General features: G+C 63.7%; 22 protein-coding genes and 1 tRNA gene. 11 read left to right on the forward strand and 12 right to left on the reverse strand.

What is annotated here, in order from left to right; genetic code table 11:
• Positions 1–5 precede the first annotated feature (5 nt).
• Positions 6–1,964 (forward strand): hypothetical protein, encoded by a 1,959-nt coding sequence (locus B4400_RS24915; protein WP_286151313.1) that lies wholly within the window; start codon positions 6–8, stop codon positions 1,962–1,964.
• A gap of 7 nt (positions 1,965–1,971) precedes the next feature.
• Here the strand turns inward: B4400_RS24915 and B4400_RS12140 are convergent, their stop codons facing one another.
• From B4400_RS12140 to B4400_RS12165, 6 genes are all read right to left on the reverse strand, one after another.
• Complete coding sequence (locus B4400_RS12140; RefSeq protein ID WP_170914985.1) at positions 1,972–3,342, reverse strand: RNA-binding domain-containing protein; 1,371 nt, start codon at positions 3,340–3,342, stop codon at positions 1,972–1,974.
• 323 nt (positions 3,343–3,665) lie between these two features.
• Positions 3,666–4,457, reverse strand: coding sequence for a hypothetical protein (locus B4400_RS12145; RefSeq protein WP_078311303.1), 792 nt, complete (start codon positions 4,455–4,457; stop codon positions 3,666–3,668).
• 849 nt (positions 4,458–5,306) lie between these two features.
• Positions 5,307–6,935: an AAA family ATPase gene (locus B4400_RS12150; protein ID WP_139361374.1), complete on the reverse strand. Its 1,629-nt coding sequence runs from the start codon at positions 6,933–6,935 to the stop codon at positions 5,307–5,309.
• 75 nt (positions 6,936–7,010) lie between these two features.
• Complete coding sequence (locus tag B4400_RS12155; protein WP_078311305.1) at positions 7,011–7,223, reverse strand: helix-turn-helix domain-containing protein; 213 nt, start codon at positions 7,221–7,223, stop codon at positions 7,011–7,013.
• Positions 7,224–7,378: 155 nt separating this feature from the next.
• A complete protein-coding gene (locus tag B4400_RS12160; protein WP_078311306.1) occupies positions 7,379–8,167 on the reverse strand; it encodes a DUF2637 domain-containing protein in 789 nt (262 codons plus the stop codon).
• Entirely contained in the window at positions 8,164–8,691 is a 528-nt protein-coding gene (locus B4400_RS12165) for a hypothetical protein (protein WP_139361375.1), read from the reverse strand. Before B4400_RS12165 ends, B4400_RS12160 begins: the two co-directional genes overlap by 4 nt.
• Before the next feature lie 792 nt (positions 8,692–9,483).
• On the opposite strand from B4400_RS12165, the gene B4400_RS12175 reads away from it, so the two are divergent.
• The 3 genes from B4400_RS12175 to B4400_RS12185 all read left to right on the forward strand — a co-directional run bounded on the left by B4400_RS12175 (position 9,484) and on the right by B4400_RS12185 (position 11,655).
• Positions 9,484–9,822, forward strand: coding sequence for a hypothetical protein (locus B4400_RS12175; protein ID WP_057965327.1), 339 nt, complete (start codon positions 9,484–9,486; stop codon positions 9,820–9,822).
• A 297-nt stretch (positions 9,823–10,119) separates the two neighbouring features.
• The gene (locus tag B4400_RS12180) at positions 10,120–10,500 is read left to right on the forward strand and encodes a hypothetical protein (RefSeq protein ID WP_078311308.1); all 381 of its coding nucleotides are present in this window, start codon (positions 10,120–10,122) and stop codon (positions 10,498–10,500) included.
• Positions 10,501–10,926: 426 nt separating this feature from the next.
• Entirely contained in the window at positions 10,927–11,655 is a 729-nt protein-coding gene (locus B4400_RS12185; protein ID WP_057965329.1) for a DUF6882 domain-containing protein, read from the forward strand.
• 55 nt (positions 11,656–11,710) lie between these two features.
• On the opposite strand, the gene B4400_RS12190 is transcribed toward B4400_RS12185, so the two are convergent.
• The 3 genes from B4400_RS12190 to B4400_RS12200 form a co-directional block, all read right to left on the reverse strand.
• Positions 11,711–12,898 (reverse strand): site-specific integrase, encoded by a 1,188-nt coding sequence (locus tag B4400_RS12190; protein ID WP_078311309.1) that lies wholly within the window; start codon positions 12,896–12,898, stop codon positions 11,711–11,713.
• A 153-nt stretch (positions 12,899–13,051) separates the two neighbouring features.
• A tRNA-Ser gene (locus tag B4400_RS12195) sits at positions 13,052–13,138 on the reverse strand.
• Positions 13,139–13,169: 31 nt separating this feature from the next.
• Positions 13,170–13,538 (reverse strand): MarR family winged helix-turn-helix transcriptional regulator, encoded by a 369-nt coding sequence (locus B4400_RS12200; protein WP_502688394.1) that lies wholly within the window; start codon positions 13,536–13,538, stop codon positions 13,170–13,172.
• Between the two features lie 240 nt (positions 13,539–13,778).
• Between B4400_RS12200 and B4400_RS12205 the strand changes: the two genes are divergently transcribed.
• Positions 13,779–14,765, forward strand: coding sequence for an NAD(P)H-quinone oxidoreductase (locus B4400_RS12205; protein WP_078311311.1), 987 nt, complete (start codon positions 13,779–13,781; stop codon positions 14,763–14,765).
• Positions 14,766–14,789: 24 nt separating this feature from the next.
• Here B4400_RS12205 and B4400_RS12210 read toward each other — a convergent pair whose 3' ends face one another.
• A complete protein-coding gene (locus B4400_RS12210; protein ID WP_078311312.1) occupies positions 14,790–15,986 on the reverse strand; it encodes a cysteine desulfurase-like protein in 1,197 nt (398 codons plus the stop codon).
• Positions 15,987–16,095: 109 nt separating this feature from the next.
• Here B4400_RS12210 and B4400_RS12215 point away from each other — a divergent pair, with 109 nt between their 5' ends.
• Genes B4400_RS12215 through B4400_RS12240 form a run of 6 tightly spaced genes read left to right on the forward strand, consistent with a single transcriptional unit; the run spans position 16,096 to position 21,834 of the window.
• Positions 16,096–18,072: a DUF6541 family protein gene (locus B4400_RS12215; protein WP_078311313.1), complete on the forward strand. Its 1,977-nt coding sequence runs from the start codon at positions 16,096–16,098 to the stop codon at positions 18,070–18,072.
• The gene (locus B4400_RS12220) at positions 18,069–18,596 is read left to right on the forward strand and encodes a bacterial proteasome activator family protein (RefSeq protein ID WP_078311314.1); all 528 of its coding nucleotides are present in this window, start codon (positions 18,069–18,071) and stop codon (positions 18,594–18,596) included. Before B4400_RS12215 ends, B4400_RS12220 begins: the two co-directional genes overlap by 4 nt.
• A gap of 2 nt (positions 18,597–18,598) precedes the next feature.
• Positions 18,599–19,387, forward strand: coding sequence for a galactan export ABC transporter ATP-binding subunit Wzt/RfbE (gene wzt / locus B4400_RS12225; protein WP_139361377.1), 789 nt, complete (start codon positions 18,599–18,601; stop codon positions 19,385–19,387).
• On the forward strand, positions 19,380–20,321 hold the full coding sequence (gene glfT1, locus B4400_RS12230; RefSeq protein ID WP_078311315.1) for a galactofuranosyltransferase GlfT1: 942 nt from the start codon (positions 19,380–19,382) through the stop codon (positions 20,319–20,321). Before wzt ends, glfT1 begins: the two co-directional genes overlap by 8 nt.
• Positions 20,318–21,151 carry a galactan export ABC transporter permease subunit Wzm/RfbD gene (gene wzm / locus B4400_RS12235; protein ID WP_078311316.1) on the forward strand — a complete coding sequence of 278 codons (834 nt, stop codon included), beginning with the start codon at positions 20,318–20,320 and terminating at the stop codon, positions 21,149–21,151. The genes glfT1 and wzm overlap by 4 nt, the downstream gene beginning before the upstream one ends.
• Before the next feature lie 2 nt (positions 21,152–21,153).
• Positions 21,154–21,834, forward strand: coding sequence for a phosphatase PAP2 family protein (locus B4400_RS12240; protein WP_078311317.1), 681 nt, complete (start codon positions 21,154–21,156; stop codon positions 21,832–21,834).
• Here B4400_RS12240 and B4400_RS12245 read toward each other — a convergent pair.
• Together B4400_RS12245 and B4400_RS12250 are read right to left on the reverse strand one after the other, a co-directional pair.
• A complete protein-coding gene (locus B4400_RS12245; protein WP_078311318.1) occupies positions 21,788–23,281 on the reverse strand; it encodes a bifunctional phosphatase PAP2/diacylglycerol kinase family protein in 1,494 nt (497 codons plus the stop codon). The two genes, B4400_RS12240 and B4400_RS12245, sit on opposite strands and share 47 nt — an antisense overlap.
• 57 nt (positions 23,282–23,338) lie before the next feature.
• Complete coding sequence (locus B4400_RS12250; RefSeq protein WP_078311319.1) at positions 23,339–23,920, reverse strand: VldE C-terminal domain-containing protein; 582 nt, start codon at positions 23,918–23,920, stop codon at positions 23,339–23,341.
• Positions 23,921–24,009: the final 89 nt, after the last annotated feature.

Below are 24,009 nucleotides of genomic sequence, written 5' to 3' on the forward strand. Positions count from 1 at the left end.
GACCCGTGTTCGAGCAGCATGATCGCTGGCTAGAGGAACTACTCCACTACATCGACCGCGAAGAGTCGATCACCTGTACATCGGGCCATTTGCCGCTGCCCGCGATCCTCCAAGAGATCGCCGACGCATGCGCGGACCCGCAACAACATGATCGGACGCAGGCATACGACTGGCAATCCAGGGCCTCCGACCTCAGAGAAACTCTCGACTGGTTGGGCCCCGAGCTGAGGGCGCTTGTCGATGCACCAGCACAGGGGATCCTGCAGGCGATCACCACCCAGCTGCTGTACACCAACAAAAAAAGAAAGCTAGACCTCAACGACACCAAACGCTCATTGGTCGATGCGGCCGCCGCAGCACTTTCCGCGGTCATCGGCCGAGACGACATACTCGTGGCAGCGTGGCGTGACCTGCTCACTGCTTGCCGCGACAGCGATCACATCGCGTACCCGCACGAACGGGTCGCGTTCCTACGCGACACCCTCACCGCTCTAAGCGGACACCGCAAGCAGGATCCCGGGCATTGGAATTCTGCCTCCTCCGCTGCGAATGTCCTCGTGGGATACCAGGGCAGTGTGTGGGTGGCAAAGGCGATGGTCGGCGACCCGCCGGACGCGACGGAGCCTTACGACCCCCAGGCAAAGTCGACTCTGACCGAGGCCGAGCTCGCAGACCTGGCTGAGCGCTGCGTCGTAGTGTCGCCGGCGACCGGGGACTACGTGGTCTGGTTTCGGCTCGCTCCGGCCTTCGTGCGCAGTGTGTCGTGTGTCAGCCACGGTGACGTCACCTTCTACGACGCACAGATGCTCGCGAGTGCCCTAGCAGCAGGCCCACAGAGGGTTCGTGAACTGTTCGGCGTCGTTCCGGAGGAACTGCTGACCGAGGAGATCCGAGAACTCCAGCAGTCGGGACCGATCACCGACCACCGTGGGTTCGAGTACCAGCCGCAGCTCGTATACGCGCGTGTACTCGTCCACGGTGTCCAACGTCATCACGCCACCGCCACGGCCCGCGGCTACCTTGATGCAGTTTTAGCCGTGGTGGGTGTGCACGAAGACATGTGGAAGGTGCTCGGGGGGACACTGTTCTTTGACGGGAAGCCATCACACTTCCTGCCGGCCGAATGGGGCTTGAAAGAGCCGCGCCCGGAGCCGATCTTCTACCAGAATGACCACTTCACCACGGACTTGACCGAGATGACTACCGCCGGGCACATGATTACCGCGGCGATCGCACTACGGCTGCAACCCGTCTTACGTCTGCAATCAGCTCTCACATCCACGCCACGATCCGATCCGGAGGCAGTGGTCATGGCTGCGGTCCGGGCTATCGAGCACTGCAACAAGTGGGCCGCGCCTCTCGCAGACCACAAGTGGTACGCGTTCGCCGCCGAGTACTTCTTCGACGAGTACACCGTCACGGCGTTCGCCCGCCGCGCCGTAGGCGACGTCTTCGCCGCGGTAGCGCAGTACGTCCCGGATCGCTCACCAGGTGCACGGATTCCGGCTGAGCTGTCGACAATCATCAAGGAAGTCACCAAATCCGGTTGGGGCCCGCGCATGGATCGTCAGAACGCGTTAGATCACGTGGCCGCGCTGAAACAGATCTATGCGGGGCACTGGTTGGTACGCCAGCTCAACGAGACCGACGACATCCTGTCTTCAAGCACCGCACTCAGTTCCGCCTTTGCTCTCGAACGACAGCGACTTGAGGGGCGAGTGGCGCGGCTCACCCGGTCCCGCAACGCAGCGATTCACGGCGGGCCACTGTCGACCGCTGCTTGCGACAGCATCGCCGACTTCGCAACGGTCATCGCACGAAAGGCGCTCAACACGGCGGTGCGAGCCACAGTCGCCGGGCAGGCGGTAGACGTCTACGCCGCCGCTCAGCGGAATGAGTACCTCCAGCGCAGTCAAAACCTCACGTCAGGCGGCGATCTCAAGAACCTGTTCGCCCTCACCTAGACGCGGGTCAACCCTGGGGCTCCGCGTCGTAGAAATCGTCGAGGGTCCACGTGTCTGGATCGATGGTCAACAACTGCGTCTTCGTGCATGTCCCACGACGGTCCATGGCGCTGGCGACCATCTCCACGCTGATCTCCTCCGGCGCCCCGGTACCGGCGACGACCGTGAGAGTGAAGTCGCGGGACGGCTCACGTGGCCGCAGGTCACCGACGTCCCACGTGACCTCGAAAGCATCACCCGTGTCGGAAACGGACCCTGCATGCGGGAAGAAGTCGGGAATCTGAGTCCGAACCAGGCCTGCGATGTGCGCGTTCGGCAGTACTTGGTCCAGCGGGTCTGGCCATTCCGGGAGCGGCGGAAGATCCTTGACGCCCGGTGGGTATGTGCGGACGAGAACGCCGCCCTTGTCGATTCGGACCTTCAACTGCACGCCCGACACTGGATCGTCTGTGTCGTTGCAGACCCGGAAGTGCACAGTGTTCGCATCGTCGTCGTTGACGATCTCCCGAAGGACATAGTCCAGTAGCCGCCTGCGCATCTTGGCGAGGTAGTCGACAACCCTCCGGTCAAACTCCTTGGTGTCCTCGGGGCTGGCGTAGCGGCCGAACAACGCCATCGAGTCCAGCGCCGTCAACCGTGCGAGTGTCGTCGAGCCACTCGCGGTTGAACTCGGTGGTGGAGGCTCCGGTGGTTTGCGGCTGTGCGCGCGGACATAACCTTCGTGCCGCCGCAACCAGTCGTCGCGTTGCTCCCGGTCAGCGCTGAGCCTGATGAGCGGCTCCGCTGCACAGTCGAGAGTCAGATCCAGTTCCGGCCGCTGCGTGCCCTGCACCAAGCGGCGGCCGAGCATTTCCACCTCCTTAGGCCCCGCTGGTGCGGTGCGCGCAGACCCGCGGTGGAACACCATCCCGGCGTGGAACTTGTCGTACTGCTTCTGCAGCGTGTGTTGCGGGTCCCCGGGCTCGGGCGGTTCCACCACGACTACGAGCACCTCGACTCCGGAGATCTGGATCGTGCGCGGCGTGAACCGGGGCGTCTCAGCGTAGGTCTTGATCCCCGGCGTGAGATCGGCGTGATCGATCGCAGGGATACCAGCCACCCTTCCGGGTTCCACGCCCACCACCACGTAGGCGACGCCGCCGCAGTTGAGCCTCGCGTCTTCGACGGACCGGTTAGCGAAGCCGAGGACCGCCTTGGCTACGGCGAACTTGCCCGCGGCGGTGTTTAGATCGAGGGAGCTCTTCCATTCCAGCCAGTTGGTCTCCTGGGCCTCGAGCCGAGAGCCGTGAATCGCGGTGGCGAGTCGGAGAAGCTCATCGTCGGTGCGGAGCGCACGGGTCGTGTCGATGTCGCTCAGTGTGATGGGCTCCGCGTTCACCGGTTCAGCGTATTGCTCAGCGGCGACATCACCGCGCTCGCAGCGAGTCTGCACCTCAGGGAGTCCGTTTCGGTGTTACGACATGCCGTAGCCACGGTGCTCTATCCCAGACACGCTCGGCAAGGGGCCTCCCCCACTTTTGTATCTGTTGTAAATGCCGTAATTCCCACTCAGGCATCCGAATTGGCTCTTATAGGCATCTTGTATTGCTGTTGTAATTCCAGCGCGATGCGAACGTCCCGGATCTTGCTTCGGTGACCTGCGGTTCACACTCCTTTTCTGTGGAATGCCTTGACATGCATGTCACGAGGTCCGGCCGGGGTTCACCTGCGATCCGTGCTTGCGGCTCGGAGGTCTTTCAGGAAGTTGCGATGGCCGGGAACCCAGCGAAAGCGGATTTGTAGTTGCTGCTGTGATGGGCCGTGGCGGGGCGCCAGGTAATAGATGCAGGCGGCGCCGAATCCGAAGGGCTGATCACAGATACAGCACTCGGAGTCGATACGTAATGCCAGCCCCAGGTGCTCGTCACAGAGCCGAGCAAGGAACTCGTCATGTCGGATTTTAAGGTCAGGTGAACAGGATGACACGTCGTCGGTCGTCAGCTCGAGTATCCATGTGCCGGGATTAATCCAGCCGTCGACGCCGTACAGCACTCCTCCTTGCTGGAAGATCGCGAGCCGCCGCAACAGCGCTGACCCCAGTTCCGCCCAGGAGGCGTGGATGTCAATGAAGGTGTCCTCGTATTCCAGCGGGCACGCAGGATCCCAGCGTGGTCTAAAGCCATCGGGTTCGAACTCTTGTTGCCATAGCGATAACACTGCACGCCACGAGACAGCGGCCCGAATGGTCAGTGCCGCTGAGGTTCCCATAAGCCCAACGGTCAAGTCTCGGCCCGCGACATTGAACACTCGCAACGCTGGCACTCCATGCTCAATAGGGCCGTCAGGTCCGCTGATGGGCAGCAGTACCTCGCACACCCGCTGCGCGGTCTCTTGGCCGATCGTTGGACGCTCATCGAGGTGAATCACCGGTGTCCCGTGCTCAGGGATCCTGATACGGGACGCGCCGAGGGGGTACGTCTCATCTCCCAGCGGCCCCCACTGCAAGCGACGCATCACCCAGGATTCCAGCAATGCCTGATCACCGACAGCTGATGGAATGAGCGCGTGTGGCGAGGACTGCTGTCCAATTCGTTGGTGGAGTAGCTGGCGTGGCGATTCACCGGTGAGTAGGCACCGCTTTTTCCACGATTGACGAAAGCGCAACACGGTCATCCCTTCGGGCACTTGCCACCGAAGCGCCGCGGGGGTTGCCGGCTGTAATTCATGATTGAAGGCTTGTGTACTGGTGCAGTCGAATCACCTGCTTGAGCCCCGTATGGCGCCGTGAATGCGGTGGCCCGGCACCGGGGATAGGCCTCCAACACGGCCATCGCAATGGATATTGCCGTGCAACAACCAGATTCGCAAGCTTTTCACCGGAGTGTCGATCGCGTATCGGCGGCGCCTGAAGGGTGTTGTGAATCCCCGCTTGGGGAGTAGCGGTTCAGCAACCGATGCCATTATCCGACAGCGGCCTACCCGCTGCCATTACGGCGGCGAGTGGCTTCTCGGCGATTTTGCAATGGCCGGAGACCTCGCCGCGTCCCTGGCCGTTCGCACGCGACCAGCTAGCTGATCTCTCGCCTCACCGAGGGATGTGACAGTCCCCGTCGAGGTGAAGTGATATCACCGCTTGGATCGCAGCTCAGCACACCACCAGGCAGCTATTGATTTCTTTCTCCCAGTCATAGGGGTCGCGCAGGCCCCCTCTTAAAGGGGGGGCCTGCGCGTGACCCCCTCACGCGTAACGTCACGGCAGATCACGCCGCGATCAAAAGTGCAGTTCAGTGGGTCACGCTGTGAGTCACGGGGGTCACGTTCTCTGTTATAGAGAAAAAGCTCTCGTGACCCCAGCCGTGACCCTCAGAGCGGTGTAGCACCGGTCGGTGCGTAGAACACGGCGGCGGTCTCGGGGTGTTCGCCGTTGCGGCGGAGACGGAGACCCTTGACGTGACCCTCAAGCTTTCGACGCGCCTTCTCGACTTGGCTCTTGATCGGGCGGTCCGTTTCGTACATGCGTGCCGCCACGGCAGCCGCGACGGTGCCCGTGCCGTGCTGGTGATATGCCTCCCGGGCCATTGCAATCAAATCGACTTCACCCTGCAGGCTCATTGAGCCAGTGGATCCGTCGTGCAGAACTTCGAGCGGGCCGACGTCGTTCGCCGGTTGTTTGAGGTGGCGCAGCTTCACAATCGGGTCACCCGGCTCTCCGGCTAGATGGATGATGGAGCCCAGGCCGCTGGTCAGCCAGGTGCTGCCGTAAATCATGTCTACCGCTGAGCTCGAATCACCACCCGGCGTTGACTTCCGGGTGTGATGAAGCTCCAGAATTTGGCCGCCATCCGCTATTAACGCCTGGCGTGCCCGGTTCCAACCAGCTCCAACCTCGTCGTTCGACAGACCGATAGCTGCGTCCTTGAGGCTGTCCACTACGACCACATTGGCGCGAGCGGAGTACGCCATGCCAAGGAGGAGCTGAGGTTGCTTGGCCAGATCGGACAGTGGCGGCCCCTGCCATACGACGAGCTTTTCCGCCAGAACCTCGCGGTCGAGGTCGCCAAGCTGACGACGCAGCGCTCTTGCAATCTGGCGTGGGCGGTCCATGGCCAAGTACAGAACTCGGTATCCGCCCTTAACCTGGTAGCCGAGCACCTCGCCGCCAACAAGAAGGCCACGTACTAGCAGGCCAGCGAGCGTGGTCTTGCCGACGCCCTGCGGCCCGGCGATCATCGCGCCTTCGCCCTCTGCCCAGAGCACGTCATCGCCGCATCCCCATATTGCGGGTGTTGTGTCCGGAATATCGAGTACGAACGATCCTCCATCGACGTAACGGTCGCCAACAAGCCCGATCGACGCGTCGGCGGTAGCAGGTATCTCGACCTTCAACGGACCCGCAGTTAGAAGGTGGCGGACTTGCTGCGCCGCAGGTGCCGGCACAGCCGCGTAGTTTGTCTCCGCTGCAATCTCCGCCACCTTGGCCTTCAACCGCTTGGTCACCAAATCTGGATCAGAGAGCGGGAGGTCATCGAGCAGCGAGTCATACTCAGCCACGGTCAAGTTCTGTCGCAGCGTTTCAAAAAGCGCCTCTCCCTCAGCTCGACCTTCTTGAACTCCCTTCTGCCATATGGGATCTGTTGAGTCATCAGGTTCGACGGGCACACGGCTGAGCACCGCGTTCAGTTCAGCTCGATTGAGCTGATGCATGGGAGCATCAACAGGTACCGGTGGATGCGTGTACACGTCGTAGCGGTCGGGACGTCGGTAAACGTCGGCGACGTCCCGACCCCCATGGCAGGTGTCAGCGTCGTGGGTCACTACGACCATGCGCTCATCGCGGTAGCTCTCATATGCAGGGCAGCCGCATTCGACTCTGACAGCCTGACCACTATCGCAATCGGTGACCCGCGTCATGTACGGGTCTACGATGTCGCCCCAAGTCGGAGTGTCGCTGTCGGCAACGCTAGTGGGGATCGGCGGTTCAGATACACTCACGGCTATCTCCTTGGCAGGGGGATGAATTCAATACGAGGCCCGGCGTTCCTGCGCCGGGTTTTCTCGTCTCAGGGATCAGGCAACCGCTGCTGCGCGGTCGAGGTACTCGTAGATCCAGCGACGTCGGATCCTCCACTGACGGCCAACCCGGGCAGCTTGTAGGTCGCCGGATTTGATCAGATCCATCAGCACCGGCAGACTGATCTTGAGCTCTCTGGCTGCGGCGTCGGGCCGCAGCACTTCATTGACGCTGGAATGCCCTGTCTCTGTTTCGTTTTCAGTAAACATCGCGCGACCCTTTCAGATTTGGTTGGATTACGTTCGCCTTCAATTGAGTAGACCACCGATTTTTCGGGATGCAAATTGCGCGATGCTCGCGACTTTCGGCGTGTCGCGCAGCGCGCCAACGGATTTGATTCTCTGTTTTAGAGAATCGTTAGCCGTCAACAGTTTCCCTTCGGCACCCCGGCCACTTCGCTCTTGAGTCGCGCCACGGTCGTCCGATGGAGCCCAGAGGCGGCCGCCGCCGCGCGCTGCGACTGGCCAGCGGCCAGCACTGCCATCGCGACGGCCACGTCAGTTGCCGGACCTTTCACGGCCCCGGCCGCCACCAGTTGTTCAGCGGCCGGCAGGTGGCCGTCGTGCCCCATCCTGGCTGTAGGCGAGTGAAATACGGCCGGATCCGCGGTGGCCGCCCGGCCGTCCATGGTGTTTACCTGCGGCTTTATCTCGCTTCCCGTTGGTGTGAGAACCGCAGCGGCCACCGGGGCGGCCGGCACAGCGACCGAGTCGGCCGGTGCTTGGTCAACAGCGACCGGCCGGGTAGTCGCCTCCGCTTCCCGTGCCGGATGCTGTGGCCGCTCCAGCACAAGTGCGGTCGTGCTGGCGGCCACCATGACATCGACCACCACCGGCAGCAGGTACGCGGTCCACCCCGTGTGTCCAACCAACCGGGCAAGTCCGGCCAGAGCCTCGAACGACAACACAAACGCCGAGACAGCCACCACCGCTACGGCTGTCAGCACCACCGCCCGCACCGTTCCGCGAGCGCGCGCGGCAACACCGACGGAGTGGACGGCCGCCGCCAGACCCAACGGCGCGACCGCTGCCACGGCGATCGACACGGCCGTATACGCATTAGGGCGGGCTATCAGCGTGTAGCCAATGTTCCCGGCCAGGCTCACCATGGTCGAAGCCAGGAGCGTCGATCCGAACCATGCACGTGCGCTCATTGCGCAGCTCCGATTTCATTGGCACGGAGCAGATTGCCTGCACGCTCGCATATGTCCGTCCACACATCGCCAGCGATCCAGCGCTCACACGCCGCGGTGTTTCCAGCTTCCATAGCCTCGGTTTCAGCCTGCGCCCGTGTCAGCGCGCTGTCGCCGCGGATCAACTCGGCGACAGGGATACCCCGGATGAGCGCCTCCGCAACAGCCCCGCAGTACAGGGCCACAGCGAGACCATAACCACGATCAAAAGCCAGCTCGCGCGCCGCGCGCCGCACCGCCTCGGCCGTAAGTTGTCGGTGCTGCTCGCTCACGCTCGACATGATCACGGTCCACGCGTGATCGATGAGCCGATGCAGTTTCTCCCTGGCAGCAGGGGTGATCCGTTCCTCCGCCTCAAAACCCCGAGGATCAAGTACTAGCTCGCCCTCCAAAAGGAGTAACCAAGAACGGTAGTTGCGGCGGTGAACATCTCCGAAACGCGCACGCGCATAGATTGCTCCGTAACACAACACGATTGAGGTCAAGCCGGGGGGCAAGTCAGTGACATCAAGGAGCCAGCGTGTGACCGCTCGGGCAGCAGCTTGAGCCTGGGCCTCTACGTCAGCGTGGGCTGCCCGTCCGGCCTCGTGTGGATCCATGGAACGGGCGTTCACCTGGTCACCTGAACTTTTTCAAACCCGCGCAGCCACCGGATTAGGTCCTGTTCCCAGATGATGATTCTGCGGCCTCGACGGTATGCCACCAACTCCCCGTCCGAGATCGCCGAGCGCAGCGTCCGGTCGCTGAAAGTCGACCTTTCCACTGCCTGCGCAAGACTGAGAACGCCTGCTGAATCAAAGTGTTCAGCTTGCTTGGCGACTCCCGCCGGGGGAATTGCAGTACCCATCGTCTTTCCCTTCCATGTCTTAGCACGGTGGTTCCGTGCGTAGTGCGGCATATGGTGAACCACACGGCACGGGGCGGCACCACGCGGCGCGACTTCCAGTCTCAGGCGGCTTTTGGGAGATTTTCTCCGTACCTTGTATGAAGCGGCACCGAGCGGCAACAGGCGGCGCTGATCCCCAATTACTCTGCGTACCAAGCTATTAAGTGCCGAATCGTTCGAATTTCCGGGTCTACGATCGTCCACATGAGCGCATCAGAGCACGCAGAAGTGAGTGCAAACCCGCGGGGACGTGACAATCTCACGCCCGCAATCGATCCCTTAGAGCGGCTCCTTGAGCTGTCTGGGGAGATGCAAACCGTGTGGGCCGAAGCGGCCCGAAATAGCCGACGACGCGGCATCTTCGCGCGGCTTTTCATAAGGAAGTAAGTCTGTGGCAACGCGATTCTCGGTCACCGATCATCTAGCAGCTCAGCGCGCGACAGCGGCCTTACCGCAGGCCGCCCGCACCGTCGCTGGACGGACCAAAGCTGCCGTCGCACTTCTGGACAACTTGGAAGCCGCCTGTACCCCCGGCGAGGCACTTGCGGCCTTGGCGCGAAGTCGCCGCGCACGCGCTGGGATTGAGCACGCCGAAGGCGCCATGCTGTTGCTGCTGGTCGAATCCGGCGCCAGTCACAGATCTCTGGCTTCGGCGATGGGAGTAGGCCGATCGACCGTCGATCGGCTGGTAGTCCAAGCGCTCGCCGAACGGGAAGTCAGAAACCAATGATGCTCACACTGCCGCGACACGGGTCTCGCTCAATCAGCAGACAGATACGACCCTGGGAGCAGGCTCTTCTACACACACTTTTATGCCCAACGCGCGTGCGCACGGGGCGTTTCGGCGTTACTACCGTCTCGCGCTCAAACCTGCGCTCAAAGCGCCACTCAAGACATCGCTCAGGCCCCTGCTCAGACACCCGATACGTCCAAATGAACCAGCGTGGCCGAATATGCCAGCCAGACTGGCTGATTTTTACATTTTCGCATTTCAGGGCATGCAACTGACTGACCACGATTGGAGACGATGAAGATGACTGCAAAACGGCTGACCGCTCAATTGGTCGCTAGGAGAATGGAAGTCGCCGTAGTCCAGAAGGAGATCCCGGCGCCAGCTCTGCAGATGGCCAGAGAGTTGCTGTTTGAGATCGACAGTGGCCGACGGCTCAAAGGTTTAGAGGGGCACGTGCGCGCAGTAATAGCCACCGGCTTTCAGTCCGGTGGCTATGCCGTCGCCGCAGCCGTAAGCGCGAAGGACCTGCGCGGAGCCGTCAAATCGATCAGAGCCGTAGCCTCACTGTCTGAGGCACTCGGACTCGGCGAGGACGACTCGCCCGCAGCCGATTCCGAATCCGAAACTGGCCCGGTCGATGACAACGACGCGGATACCAATTCCGATGCGGAATAAGCCCGAATACAGCACACGGTTTGGCGATTGATCCTTCACAGAACCCGCGCGCCAGATCCACCTCAAACACACCGCGAGCGCCGAAATCCGCCGTGAGGCGATCAGGGCCGTCGGAGCACTCGCTGAATCTCTCCGAATCGGAGACGAATCCATAGATTCAGCCAGTTTCGAACCAGAGCCGACAGACTATTGGGTAACGAAATCGGCTAGTTTCAGGGTCAACTGACGGCTACGTATGGGCCTTTGTTAGCGACCTCGGACTTCCGGCCCGTGTGGGTTCTGCTGTGGACATGAAACGCGGCGTGCGACGAATAGTGTCGAAATCCTTCACACCACCGATTTGCGAGCCGCAGGTAGGCAGTCGCATCGGTCCGGCGACCCTCACCGCCGCAGAGGGGGCATGCTTGTGCCCATTACTGTCTGGGCATGGGAGCGTTCGAAGACCTGCAACCGCTGCACGACCGCGGCGCGCTGTACGCGGCATTCAGCCAGCAGCTGCTGCAGGAAGGGATGGAGGAACAGCTCGGCGGGGATTTCGACTACGCGGTGGACCTCGGCGCCGATTCCATCGCTTTCACCGGACTGAACACGGGCGCGGCGATCGAGACCACCGTTGAGCTGATCGCGAGTGTGGCTCCCGATCCGCAGACAATCGTGTGGGGCCGCGCGCTGCCCAACGGTGGTCGGTTTTGCGCACAGAAGCTCCTGGAACACGGACGTGCCGAGGGACTGCCCAGCCTGCTCGCCGACGAGGTGCCCTTCTCGGTCGGTGACGACCCCGACGCCGCCGCGCTATACGCCGCGCTTGAGATCGCCGCGGTGACCGCTACCGTGACCGACGGTGGCCTTACCTACGTTGTCGCCCCTGGGGGCGGCGGCACGCATGCGGTACTCCTACTCGGAGACAACCTTGCCTTCGCCCAGCCGCGGATCGACCACCGACTCATGACATGGGTGCCCGCGGTGTTTGGCGCGGGAACGATCATCGACCAGCGCGCCGCCGTACACGGTCTCGCCACGATGTCCGGGTGGGACATCGACTGGACAGACAACTGGGACCGCGCGGAACTCACTGACCCTGCGACCGGCGACTCCGCGACGACCGAGTTCGACGATCACGCCCGACTCATCGCGCTGCGCGGATCGCTGAGCTGAGTCTGACCAATCAGTGATGGGATCTTCCCAGCTGCGGCGCGTACCGCGCGATCGGTCACGCTCCACTTCCCCGACTCAGCAGCGCAGCGGTCTCAGTGAGAACCTCGCCCGGCGTGTGAACGTAGACCCGCATCGCCAGGACTCCACCGTCTGCATGGCCGAGCCACGCGGCGATCATGGTCACCGGAGCTCCTCGCAGGTTCAGCAGCGACGCGGCCGTGTGCCGGGATGCGTGCAGACGTCGATGCAGAAGGCCCGCATCCTCTAGGCTCTTCTTCCACCACGCGTTCAAGGTTCTCGGCGACAGCGGCGCACCGAGGTCGTGGCAGAAGACGTAGCCGTCGGTTGGGCCGACCCACTTGTTCCCCGACGCGAGCTGGGTGTGTAGCTGCTCGACGCGAGCACGGCGGAGGATCGGAACCACGTGCGGCGGGATAGGCAGTGTGCGCGCCGACGAGATGGTCTTCGCGTCGGACTGCTCGACAGTGCCCGCGGCGGTGGCCACCCGGGTCGCACGCACGGTGAGCGTCGGAGCCTCGGCGTCGAGATCGACTGCAGACCAACGCAGCCCGGCCAGTTCCGCGCGGCGCAGCCCCAGTAGAGCCAAGTGCACGAATGCCTCACGCCTGCGCGCGTACTCGTCGGCGCCTTCGGCGTGGGCGACGCAGAGTTGCTCCACTTCCTCCTCGGTGAGGCTGTCGTCCACCTTCATCGCAGGCTCCCCGCTCGGCTTCCGCAGCGGTTCCACAAGAGCGACGACGTTGCGCGCCAACACCCCTTGCGCGTGTAGGTCGGCCCACACGGTCTTCCACCTGGCCAACATCGGGTTGATGGAGGTGCGCTTCCACACGCCGCGATCCGTGGAACCCGTTCGCAACTCAGTGATTAGCGTCTCGACATCGAGCTTGGTGATCTTCTGCGCGAGCACGTCACCGTACTTGTCGACCACCGGAGCGAGCGCCGCGCTGTAGGCATCGCCGGTGGTCGGCTTCACCCGTGCCGACTTCGCGGTGAGCCAGGCTTCGACGGCCTGCCCAACGTTGAGGTCACTCGGCGCGGTGTGCGTGCCTGCGGCCAGCTCGGAGGTCGTCTTCGAGTACCAGTCCTTTGCCTCATCGACCGTCTTGAACCTGCGCTTCGGCTGTACGCGGGTGCCGTCGGGCGCGACGTAGCTGACGCGCGCCTCGTAGGTCGGGCCGCGCTTGCCTTCGCAGCGGGTGATGTAACCGGGGAGCCGTGCCATGTGTCAATCCCATCGTGCGTTCCGGTAAAGACCCGGTTCGCGGGACGACACGCCGACTCCTCGCCGCAGGATTCCACGGCGGACGTGTCAAAAAGTGGCAACTTTCAGGGCTGCCCGGCGCCTAGCCTGACGCCGGAAACCCCTCCTGAACAGCGGTGGCGGAGGGATTTGAACCCCCGGACGGTGTTAGCCGTCTCTCGCTTTCAAGGCGAGTGCATTAGGCCGCTCTGCCACGCCACCGTCGGCAAGCCTAGCGGCTCCGCTCTAGGGATCACTCGCCACCGCGACCGTCGGCGTCCCTAAGTGCGTCCTCGGCGCCCTCACCCACCCGCCGGAAGCTCTCCGCGATGGCGGCCTGCTGCGCCCGGGTCAGCCGAGCCAGATAGTGCTCACGCACACATTCGGCGTAGGTGGACATCGCCGCCTCGCCGAGGGTGCGGCCCTGCTCGGTGAGCGCCGCCAGCACCGCCCTGCGGTCCTGCGGCATCGACCCGCGCTTTACCAGACCCTGGTCCTCCAGACGGCGCACTTGATGCGTGATCCGGCTGCGCGAGGCCAGCAGGCTGGTAGCGATATCCCCCATCCGGCAGCTACCGTTAGCTGATCGCAACAACTGTTGCAGCACCTGGAAGTCGGTCAACGAAATACCGTGCGATGCAACCATTTTCCGGTTCAACAAGAAGTACAACCGATTAGTTGCCACCCAAAAGTTTTGCCACGAACGAAATTCGGCGAGGTCAAGTCCTGGGACTTCACTCTCCGAACGTGTACTCATACACAATCCCCCCTTCCGCCGACCAAGCTACGGCCCCGACCGCGCCTCCATACGCAGCGTCTGATAACCCGGTGACCACCCATAGCTCGGCATAGTCTGGATGTCATGCACGCTATCACCGTTGACCAGCCAGGCGGGCCAGAAGCGCTGTGCTGGACCGAAGTTGCCGACCCAACTCCAGGACCAGGCGAAATACTGATCGATGTGACCGCGGCCGCAGTTAACCGGGCCGATCTGCTACAACGACAGGGCCTGTACCCGATGCCGCCCGGCGCGAGCCACATACTCGGCCTCGAATGCTCCGGAACCATTGGCCAGGTTGGCGCGAATGTCACAGAATGGACTGTGGGACAACATGTCTGTGCGCTGCTATCCGGCGGTGGGTACGCCGAGAAAGTGGTCGTACCCGCCGGCCAGTTACTGCCCATTCCGTCGAATGTGGATCTTGACGTCGCGGCCGCACTACCCGAAGTCGCGTGCACCGTGTGGTCGAACCTGGTAATGACGGCGAGAATGACTGCCGGACAATCCCTTCTAATTCATGGCGGCTCCAGCGGTATAGGCACCCACGCCATTCAAGTGGCTAAGGCACTCGGTGTGCGGGTTGCCGTGACTGCCGGCACACCTGACAAACTCGATGCCTGCGGCGATCTAGGTGCTGACCTGACCATCAACTACCGGGACACGGATTTCGTACAGGCAGTTCACAACTTCACCGACGGCGCCGGCGTCGACCTCATTCTCGACATCATGGGAGCGAAGTACCTGGACCGGAACGTCGATGCTCTCGGCAACGACGGACACCTCATCATCATCGGTATGCAAGGCGGAGCGGTGGCCGAGTTGAACATCGCCAAGCTGATCACCAAACGCGGCTCTGTCACCGCCACCACCCTGCGCGGACGCCCGCTGGACGGGCCGTCCGGCAAGGCCGCCATCGTCGAGTCCGTCACACAGAACCTGTGGCCACTCGTGGAGGCGGGGAAAGTCCGGCCGGTCGTGGGTGCCGAGATCCCGATAAGTCAGGCCGCCGAGGCGCATCGCCTTCTGGAGCGCGGGGAGGTCGTGGGGAAGGTGCTGCTCACACTCTGAGCCGTCGAGGCAAGGCCACAGCGATCAGCCCAGCGAGGCGACCGCACGCACCAGCTGGTCAACCTCAGCAGCCGTCGAATAGTGCCCCAAGCCAACCGTTATCGCGCCGCCGATCTCGTTCACGCCGATGGCGTCGAGCACCCGCGAACTGGTGTTGGCGATCGCGCACACCCCGTTGTCCGCCAGGCGCTGCACCACCCGGTCAGCCGGAATCCCGATCACGGTGAAACTGAGCGCGGGAATCCGGTCCTCGGGAGCACCGATGACCATGACGCGCGGCAGCGTGCGCAGCGCGCTCACCAGATACCTGAACAACCAATCCAGATACGCACCCGCGGAGTTCAGCGACGTCAGCAGCCGCTCACGCCGGGTACCCGAGGCGGACTCGTCCAAACCGGCCAGGTACTCCACGCTTGCGACAAGGCCGGCCAACATCGCGAACTGATGCCCGCCGAGCTCCAGGCGAGCGGGCCCACTCGCCAATGGGTTGAGCGAAATCGAACTGATCGAATCCAAAAGGGCAGGATCCCGGAAGACCAACGCGCCCACCGGCGGTCCACCCCATGCCGTCGCGTTGAAGGCGACAACATCGGCGTCCAGATCCTCGATATCGAAGGCGCGATAGGGCACCAGGCTCGAACAGTCCATCACCACGAGACCACCGACCGCGTGCGCCAGCTTGGTGGCCTGTTGCAGATCCGGCACCGTGCCCAGGGTCGACGAAGCAGCCGTCACCGCCACCAGCCGGGTCGGCTTGGTAATCAACGACTCCCATTGCCAGGACGGCAGATCACCGGACTCGATGTCGACCTCGGCCCATTTGACCTTGGCTCCGTACCGGTTGGCCGAACGCAGCCACGGCTGCACATTGGCCTCTTCGTCGAGCCGGGACACCACCAGCTCATAGCCGAGCCCCGCCTTGGACGAGGACCCCTCCGCCAGAGAGTTGAGCAGGACGGCGCGGTCGCTGCCCAGCACCACCCCGCGCGCGTCGGCCCCCACCAGGTCGGCCGCCGCGTGCCGGGCGGCCTCCAGAACGGCGGCACTGCGCCGGGCGCTGGGGTGCGGCCCCCGCGTGTCGGAAAAGGATCCGCGGAACGCTGTGGATACAGTCGTAGCAACCGCATCGGGGATGAGCATCCCGGCTTGGGTATCGAAATGTACCCACCCGTCGCCGAGAGACGGGTGCAAACCACGCACCCGGGCGACGTCATAAGCCATGCCAGACACCTTAGATGCTCACTACAGGTCACGGCGCTGAACCCGTCGTTGCACCACGCCCCGACGGACGACGGTCCACGGCGCCGTCTCGTGTAGTCATACTAGAGCAATGTCGTTCGCTTTCGGGGTGGCTACGGCACTGCTGTTGCTGTTCATCCCAGGCTGGCTGATTGGCCGAGCCTTCGGGCTACCAACGCATTCGGCCGCCCTCACCGCACCTGCATTGACCTATGGGCTAGTTGGGCTGTGCATCGTCACCTTCGGCTCAATCGGCATACCGTGGAACTCAGTTTCCGCCGGGTTTGCGCTACTCGGCGCGATCGTCATCGCGCGGCTGATCTGGCGCCGACTGCGGCCGAAAGAGCACGCCGAACAATTCCCGTCAGAAAATCGTGTGGCGCTTATCGCGGTCGCGTTCGGCATCGCGATCGGGACCGCGCTCATCTTCTATGCGTTCCTGCGCGGGCTGACCAACTGGCAATCGATCCCGAGCACCTGGGACTCGATGTGGCACGGAAACACCATCCGCTACATCCTCGACACCGGGCAAGCATCATCGACCCGGATGGGTGACCTCCGCAACGTCGAGACGCATGCCACCCTGTACTACCCATCGGCCTTCCACGGGCTGGCCGCGGTGCTCTGCCAACTGACCGGTGCCGCTCCCACCACCAGCTACACGCTGTACGCGGTGGCCGGGTCGCTGCTCTTCCCGCTCAGCGCGGCGGCGCTGACCTGGCAGATGTTGCGCGGGCGTACCAGCCGCACCTTCCAGGCCGGTTCCGCGGCCACCGCCGCCGCACTCGCGGCGTCGTTCACGGCGCTGCCCTATGTGGAGTTCTACGTCGCGGCCGTCCCGAACCTGGTGTCCTTCGCTCTGGTGGGCCCCGCCGTGATCGCCATCACGAGCGTGGTCGCCGACCGCAGCCGCATACCTGCGGCCGTCCTGGCGTTCGTGGGGATCGCCTCGGTACACACCTCCGGCGCCATTGTGGCGGTGGTCTTCGTGGGAGCCTGGTGGCTCCTCGCACCGTTATCCCGGCGCCGGCGCAAGGAACAAAAAGTAAAGCCCCGCTTGGGAAGTGGCTTCGTTCCGTTGGCCATCGCCGGCCTCGCTTCGCTGGTGCTGCTCTACCCGCAACTGCGCACGCTGCTGCAGCTGTCCGAGATCATCGCCGGGCACCAGTTCGCCACACCGTGGGGCAAGAAGCGCGCGCTGCTGGACGCCCTCACACAGCACACCCGGCACCTTGCCGACTACCCCGTGCAGTCCGCACTGCTCTGGCTCGCCCTTCTCGGCGCGGTTGTGCTGATCGTGAAGCGGGTGTACTGGCCGATCGCTGTCTGGCTGCTGCTCATCGTTGCGATTGTCCACTCCTCCAGGCCCTTTGGCGGTTTCATCGGCCATGCGGTGGCCCTGTTCTCCGATGCGTTCTACAGCGACCCGCGCCGGTTATCGGCCATCGTGTGCCTGCTGCTGGCCCCGGCCGCCGGGATCGGTCTGTTCACGCTGGCCTACGGCGTGCTGACGAGGGTGCGCGGGGAGCGCACGCGAAAGTGGTCGCTGGTCGCCACGGCGATCGTGCTGGCCGGAATCTGCAGTTTCTCCGCACGGCACTACTTCCTGCCGCACAAGTACCTCGTCGGCGCCAAATACGACCAGGTGATGGTGGGCCCCAAGAAGCTCGACGCCTTCGCGTACCTGGCGACCCTGCCCGGCGCCAAGGACACCACTATCGGCGATGGAAACGTGGACGGCTCGGGCTGGATGTACGCGGTGGCGGGGCTGCATCCGCTGTGGACGCACTACGACTTCCCTCAGCAGCAAGGCCCGGGCTATCACCGGTACATCTTCTGGGCCTACGCCGACGATGCCGATACCGACCGGCGCGTGACCGAGGCCGTGCACGCGCTGAACATTCGCTATGTCATGACCAGTACTCCCGTGGTCCAGGGGTTCAAGGTTCCCGACGGACTAAGGTCGTTGGACAGATCCCGATCATGGAGAAAGCTGTACGACAGCGGCGCCGCCCAGATCTACGAATGGGTCGGCGACCAGAAAACACAGGCGGAAGGTGACAGATGACCCATCCCGGTCAGGACGATGACGACGACCAGGTGATCATCCTGGGCGCCGACGATTCCGACAAGGGTGCCGACGGCGCGGACGACGACCCGTCCATCACGGATCTCGTCGAGCAGCCCGCCAAGGTGATGCGCATCGGCACGATGATCAAGCAACTCCTCGAGGAGGTGCGCGCGGCTCCCCTCGACGAACCCAGTCGATCCCGGCTGCGCGAAATCCATGCCGCCTCCATCCGGGAGCTGGAAGAAGGGCTGGCACCCGAGCTCCGCGAAGAGCTGGAGCGTCTGACCCTGCCCTTCGTCGAGGACACCATTCCGTCCGATGCCGAGCTGCGTATCGCGCAGGCACAGTTGGTCGGCTGGCTGGAGGGCTTGTTCCACGGCATCCAGACTGCGCTCTTCGCTCAGCAGATGGCGGCACGCGCGCAGCTTCAGCAGATGCGTCAAGGTGGTCAAGGTGTTCTGCCGCCGGGGCTTTCCGTACCCGCGCAGGGCGGCGGCAGCGGCACCGGTCAGTATCTGTAACCGTGGTCAGTATCCAGACCCACGAAGCGTGGGTGGAGTTCCCGATTTTCGACGCCAAGTCACGCTCTCTGAAGAAGGCGTTCCTCGGCAAGGCGGGCGGCGCGATTGGCCGCAACGAGTCGAACGTGGTGGTCATCGAGGCCCTGCGGGACATCACGCTGTCCCTCAAGGAGGGCGACCGGATCGGGCTTGTCGGCCACAACGGTGCGGGCAAATCGACTCTGCTGCGGCTGCTTTCGGGAATCTACGAACCCACCCGGGGCAGCTCGTCCATCCAGGGCAGGGTCGCGCCGGTGTTCGACCTGGGTGTGGGCATGGATCCGGAGATCTCCGGATACGAGAACATCATCATCCGCGGCATGTTCCTGGGGCAGACCCGTCAGCAGATGCAGGACAAGGTCGACGAGATTGCCGATTTCACCGAGCTGGGCGAGTACCTCTCCATGCCGCTGCGCACGTACTCCACCGGCATGCGCGTGCGTCTGGCCATGGGCGTCGTCACCAGCATCGACCCGGAGATCCTGCTGCTCGACGAGGGCATCGGTGCGGTCGATGCCGAGTTCATGAAGAAGGCGCGAGTTCGGTTGCAGCAGTTGGTGGAACGCTCCGGCATGCTCGTGTTCGCCAGCCATTCCAACGAGTTCCTGGCCCGTCTGTGCAACACGGCGATGTGGATCGACCACGGCACGATCAAGATGAGCGGCGGTATCGAGGACGTGGTCCGCGCCTATGAAGGCAACGAGGCGGGCGATCACGTCGCCCAGATCCTCGCCGAAGACCGCCATGAATGACACGACCAGCGGTGTTGTTGCCGTCGTCGTCACCTATCGGCGGGCCGCGGAGCTGGCCGAGTCGCTGAAGATCGTCACGGCACAGACCGTCACGCCGGACCATGTCGTGGTGGTGGACAACGACAACGACCCTGCGGTCAAAGCTCTGGTCGATGGTCAACCCATTGCCGCCACATACCTGGGCTCTCGCCGAAACCTCGGGGGTGCAGGAGGATTCGCGCTCGGCATACTCCACGCCCTCACTCTCGGCGCCGACTGGGTATGGCTGGCTGACGACGACGGCCGCCCCGGTGGCACCGATGTGCTGGAGACGCTGTTGGCCTGCGCCCGCAAGCATCGCCTCGCCGAGGTGTCGCCGATGGTGTGCGATATCGACGATCCCGGCCGGCTGGCGTTTCCACTGCGACGCGGGCTCGTGTGGCGGCGACGGGTCGAGGAGCTGCGCACCGAAGCCGGTCAAGATCTGCTGCCCGGCATCGCCTCGCTGTTCAATGGCGCGCTCTTCCGTGCCGAAACCCTGGAGGCCGTGGGCGTTCCTGACCTACGACTGTTCGTGCGCGGCGACGAGGTGGACGTACATCGGCGGCTCGTGCGTTCGGGCCTGCCGTTCGGGACCTGTTTGGATGCCACGTATCTGCACCCCAACGGTGCAGCCGAGTTCAAACCGATTCTGGGCGGGCGCATGCACACCCAGTACCCGGACGATGCCACTAAGCGGTACTTCACCTACCGCAACCGTGGCTACCTGATGTCCCAGCCAGGCATGCGCAAGTTGCTCCCCCAGGAATGGGTGCGCTTCGGCTGGTACTTCCTGATAACCCGACGCGACTTGCCCGGCCTACGCGACTGGATTGCTTTGCGGCGCTTAGGCAGACGCGAGCAGTTCGACAGACCGGGTAACCCAACTCCTTCGGTACAGGAGACTGAGAAATGACGGACCAACTGGTGGAGCTATCGTCGGACTCCCGGACTTTCAAACGCGCGTGGCGTGATCTGTCCGAAGGCTTCGAGCACCGGCAGCTCTGGTTACAGCTGGGCTGGCAGGACATCAAGCAGCGCTACCGCCGCTCGGTGCTGGGACCGTTCTGGATCACCATCGCCACCGGCTCGACGGCCCTGGCGATGGGCATCTTGTACTCGCAGCTGTTCAAGATCCCACTCGCCGAGCACTTGCCCTACGTGACCATCGGTTTGATCGTCTGGAACCTGTTCAACGCCGCGATCCTGGAGGGGGCGGACGTCTTCGTCGCGAACGAGGGACTGATCAAACAGCTGCCGACACCGCTCAGCGTGCACGTCTATCGGCTGGTGTGGCGACAGCTGCTGTTGTTCGCCCACAACATCATCATCTTTTTCGTCGTCGTGGCCGTGTATCCGCCGCACTGGCATATCACCGATCTGAGCTTCATCCCCGCACTGGTATTGATCGCGCTGAATTGCGTATGGGTCTCACTGGTTTTCGGCATCTTGGCTACCCGCTATCGGGACATCTCCCCGCTGCTGGGCAGCCTGGTGCAGTTGCTGTTCTTCATGACGCCGATCATCTGGAACGAGAACATGCTCAACGAGAAGGTCGGCAAGCTGGCCACGGTGGTGCAGCTCAACCCATTCGTGCATTTCCTGGCCATCATCCGCGATCCGCTGCTCGGACTCGATCAGCAGTTGCACCACTGGATCATCGCGATCGCCATCACCGTCGTCGGTTGGACCGTCGCGATCCTGGTGATGCGCCAGTACCGCGCCCGGGTCCCGTACTGGGTCTAGTCATGCCAGAAATAAGCGCCCGCGAACACCGATGGCTGCTGGTCTCCGCCGGCGCTGCCTTCATCGTCTTCGCACTGCTCTGGATCAGCTATGCCCAGCAGTGGGATTGGCTGCCTCGGCTGGACGGCGCGGCACTGGCTCCCGCGCGTGACTACGGAATCGCTCACACCGGCTGGGTCACCGCCTGGGATGTGTTCGCCACCGCCTTGGGTCCGGGTGCGTTCCGCATCGCGGTGGCCGTCGTCATCGTCGTGCTGCTGGTGCGGCACCAGCGGCGCGAGGCGGTGTTCCTGCTGATTACCGTGGAGCTCAGCGCGCTGGTGACCGAGTTGGCGAAACTGCTCGCGGGCCGCCCGCGCCCGGCGACCAGGTTGGTCGATGCGTACGGATCCTCGTTCCCGTCTGGACATGCCCTGGGCGTCATGGTCGGTGTGCTGGCATTGCTCACGGTGTTCCTGCCGAAAGCGGTTGCCGCGCTGCGCCCCTGGCTCGCGGTGCTCGGCGGTGTATTGATTCTGATGATCGGCGTCAGCAGAGTTCTGCTCAACGTCCACAACCCCTCGGACGTGCTGGCTGGGTGGGCGTTGGGCTACGCGTACTTCGTTGCCTGCCTGTTGATCCTGCCGCCGTGGCCGGTCAGGGCAGCGGACGAAAGACCGCCAGTGCCCGGTAATGCACTGTGAAACTGGCCTCCGCGAGTTTGTCGCCGGCCTCACCGTCACGTGCAAGCACCGTGGGGCCGTCCACCGCGGTAAAGGAGAACTCGGGTACCTGTAGCTCGTGGTAGAGCGGGCTGCGCTGCAGCCGCCCAAGCGCCAGCGCCGTCAGGATCCGCACGCCGCTGAATTTGCGGCCGGTTTCCAGGATGCGTACATCGATGAGGCCGTCGTCCAGACGGCTCCGTAGCGATGGGGCGAAACCCGAGGGCAGATAGACCGAGTTACCCAGGAAGAACAGCGATGTCTGAATGGTCTTGTTGTCGAATCGAATACGCACCGGGTGATCGCGCCGCAGCATGTGCAGCATCGCGTACACGGCCGCCAGCGGCTTGCCGATCCGGCGTTCGAGCTTCTCCCGGACCTGCACGAACTTGGGGTACGAACCGATGCTGGCGGTATTGATCACCACCTGTTTCTCGTTCAGATAGACCAGATCGACTCGGCTGACCGAACCCCGACGGATGGCGTCGACCGTCTTGGCCACACTGTCACAGCCGATGTCCTTGGCGAAGTGGTTGAACGTGCCACCGGGGAAGACTGCCAGCGGCGTATCGGTCTGGGCCGCGACACCCGCGGCACAGGCCACCGTGCCGTCACCGCCGCCCACCGCGAGCACTTCGGCGCGGCCCGCCGCTCCACGCATCACGGCAATCACATCATCGTCTTTGTCGAGTTCGACAATCTCGGCGCGCGGCAAGGCCTTCCGCACCTGGTCCAGGATCCGCTGCCCGGTTCCGTCGCCCGAAGCCGGGTTGACCACCAACACCACCCCCTCGCCCTCGGGCCGTGCGACGGTATCCACCTGCAGCGGATCCGCCGTGCGCACTGTCGTCGGCACGATCGGCGGCACCACCCGCGCACCCAACACCGCTATTCCGGCTCCGATCCCAAAACCCGCGAATACATCACCGGGATAGTGGACACCGGTGGCCACGCGCGACAGACCCACCAACCCGGCAAGGAGCGAGAGCCCAAAGCCCACCGGCGGGCTCTCGAGGCCAACGCCCACCGCGAAGGCCGCCGCACTCGCCGAATGGCCCGAGGGCAGTGACGACGACGTGGGGATACGCCTGCTGCGCCGCATCAGCGGCACCGAGAGGTGGTTGGGGCGGGCGCGCCGCCGCAACCGCTTGGCCACCTGGTTGGTGACGGCACTCGTCACCGCCAGTGACAGCAGCCCGCGTGTGGCACCGCGCTGCACGGCCGGCTTGCCGAACATCGCCAGCCCGGCACCAATACCGATCCAGAGCTTGGAATGGTCGGCCGCACGAGTGAGCCGCGGCATGACGGCGTCCAGCAGCGGGCTCGGCGACTCCGCGATCGCTTCGAACACTTCTCGGTCGAGCGTGCCGAGGCCATCGCCAATCTGTCGCAGACCACGCAGAGAACGTCGAGACACCAGGAAACCCATGGAATTCAACATATCCGCGCCTGAGCGCGGGCGCCGTGGATCGTCCGCCCGCCGGGATCAGCAGCTGACCGCGGGCGGCTTGGCTCCGGCCCGGAACGACACGTGTACATGATCCATATGGTTGGCGGTCGGGCTGCCGCGGTTCTCCATCATCGACCAGCCGTTGCCGTCGTTGTACCGCTGCTGCCAGATCACGTACGTCACGCCCAGCCGGTCACGGTTGGCGAGCACAAAGCTCGCAAGCGCGCTGCCGGTCGTGTTGGAACTCGTCATGAAATCCAGAGCCAGACCGCGACCGTGATCGCCGCCGCCTCCGCGCCCGCTGGCACCGCCGATGTCACCGATACCGAACATCGTCTTCAAGAAGTTCCCCGCCTGCGCCACCGCCGGCTGTGCGCCTGCCAACACGGTCGAACACGGCTTGATGGCCTTGGCTCTGGCCTCCAGGGCCAGCGCCTCGGCGGAGACGTACCGCCGGTCCCGCTGGGCACGCGGCAGGTCGGCGATGAGCACGATCGCACGCTGTTCGGGCTTGATCGAGAGCTGAACATCCGGCTTCTCGACTTCGCTCACGACCCCCATCGCGGCGGCACCGGCAACGAGTGACAGCGCGAGGCCCGCGACGCGCGAGAGCGGCATCGCGGGCCTCTTCTCACCGTCTTTCGCACGCCATCTCGCCGAGATCACCCGGTCAGATTACGAAATGATCACGCTTCTGTCACGCCGAC

Origin of the sequence: Mycobacterium sp. D16Q13 (assembly GCF_002013375.1) — a bacterium.
GTDB lineage: Bacteria > Actinomycetota > Actinomycetes > Mycobacteriales > Mycobacteriaceae > Mycobacterium.

What these genes read in the sequence shown, in the direction of transcription:
- B4400_RS12250 (WP_078311319.1), bottom strand. Translation starts at nt 23,920, where the DNA reads ATGCCGCTCTCGCGCGTCGCGGGCCTCGCGCTGTCACTCGTTGCCGGT.
- wzm (WP_078311316.1), top strand. Translation starts at nt 20,318, where the DNA reads ATGACGGACCAACTGGTGGAGCTATCGTCGGACTCCCGGACTTTCAAA.
- B4400_RS12145 (WP_078311303.1), bottom strand. Translation starts at nt 4,457, where the DNA reads ATGCGTCGCTTGCAGTGGGGGCCGCTGGGAGATGAGACGTACCCCCTC.
- B4400_RS12210 (WP_078311312.1), bottom strand. Translation starts at nt 15,986, where the DNA reads ATGGCTTATGACGTCGCCCGGGTGCGTGGTTTGCACCCGTCTCTCGGC.
- B4400_RS12220 (WP_078311314.1), top strand. Translation starts at nt 18,069, where the DNA reads ATGACCCATCCCGGTCAGGACGATGACGACGACCAGGTGATCATCCTG.
- B4400_RS12180 (WP_078311308.1), top strand. Translation starts at nt 10,120, where the DNA reads ATGAAGATGACTGCAAAACGGCTGACCGCTCAATTGGTCGCTAGGAGA.
- B4400_RS12160 (WP_078311306.1), bottom strand. Translation starts at nt 8,167, where the DNA reads ATGAGCGCACGTGCATGGTTCGGATCGACGCTCCTGGCTTCGACCATG.
- B4400_RS12155 (WP_078311305.1), bottom strand. Translation starts at nt 7,223, where the DNA reads ATGTTTACTGAAAACGAAACAGAGACAGGGCATTCCAGCGTCAATGAA.
- B4400_RS12205 (WP_078311311.1), top strand. Translation starts at nt 13,779, where the DNA reads ATGCACGCTATCACCGTTGACCAGCCAGGCGGGCCAGAAGCGCTGTGC.
- B4400_RS12190 (WP_078311309.1), bottom strand. Translation starts at nt 12,898, where the DNA reads ATGGCACGGCTCCCCGGTTACATCACCCGCTGCGAAGGCAAGCGCGGC.
- glfT1 (WP_078311315.1), top strand. Translation starts at nt 19,380, where the DNA reads ATGAATGACACGACCAGCGGTGTTGTTGCCGTCGTCGTCACCTATCGG.
- B4400_RS12185 (WP_057965329.1), top strand. Translation starts at nt 10,927, where the DNA reads ATGGGAGCGTTCGAAGACCTGCAACCGCTGCACGACCGCGGCGCGCTG.
- B4400_RS12215 (WP_078311313.1), top strand. Translation starts at nt 16,096, where the DNA reads ATGTCGTTCGCTTTCGGGGTGGCTACGGCACTGCTGTTGCTGTTCATC.
- B4400_RS12245 (WP_078311318.1), bottom strand. Translation starts at nt 23,281, where the DNA reads ATGGGTTTCCTGGTGTCTCGACGTTCTCTGCGTGGTCTGCGACAGATT.
- B4400_RS12240 (WP_078311317.1), top strand. Translation starts at nt 21,154, where the DNA reads ATGCCAGAAATAAGCGCCCGCGAACACCGATGGCTGCTGGTCTCCGCC.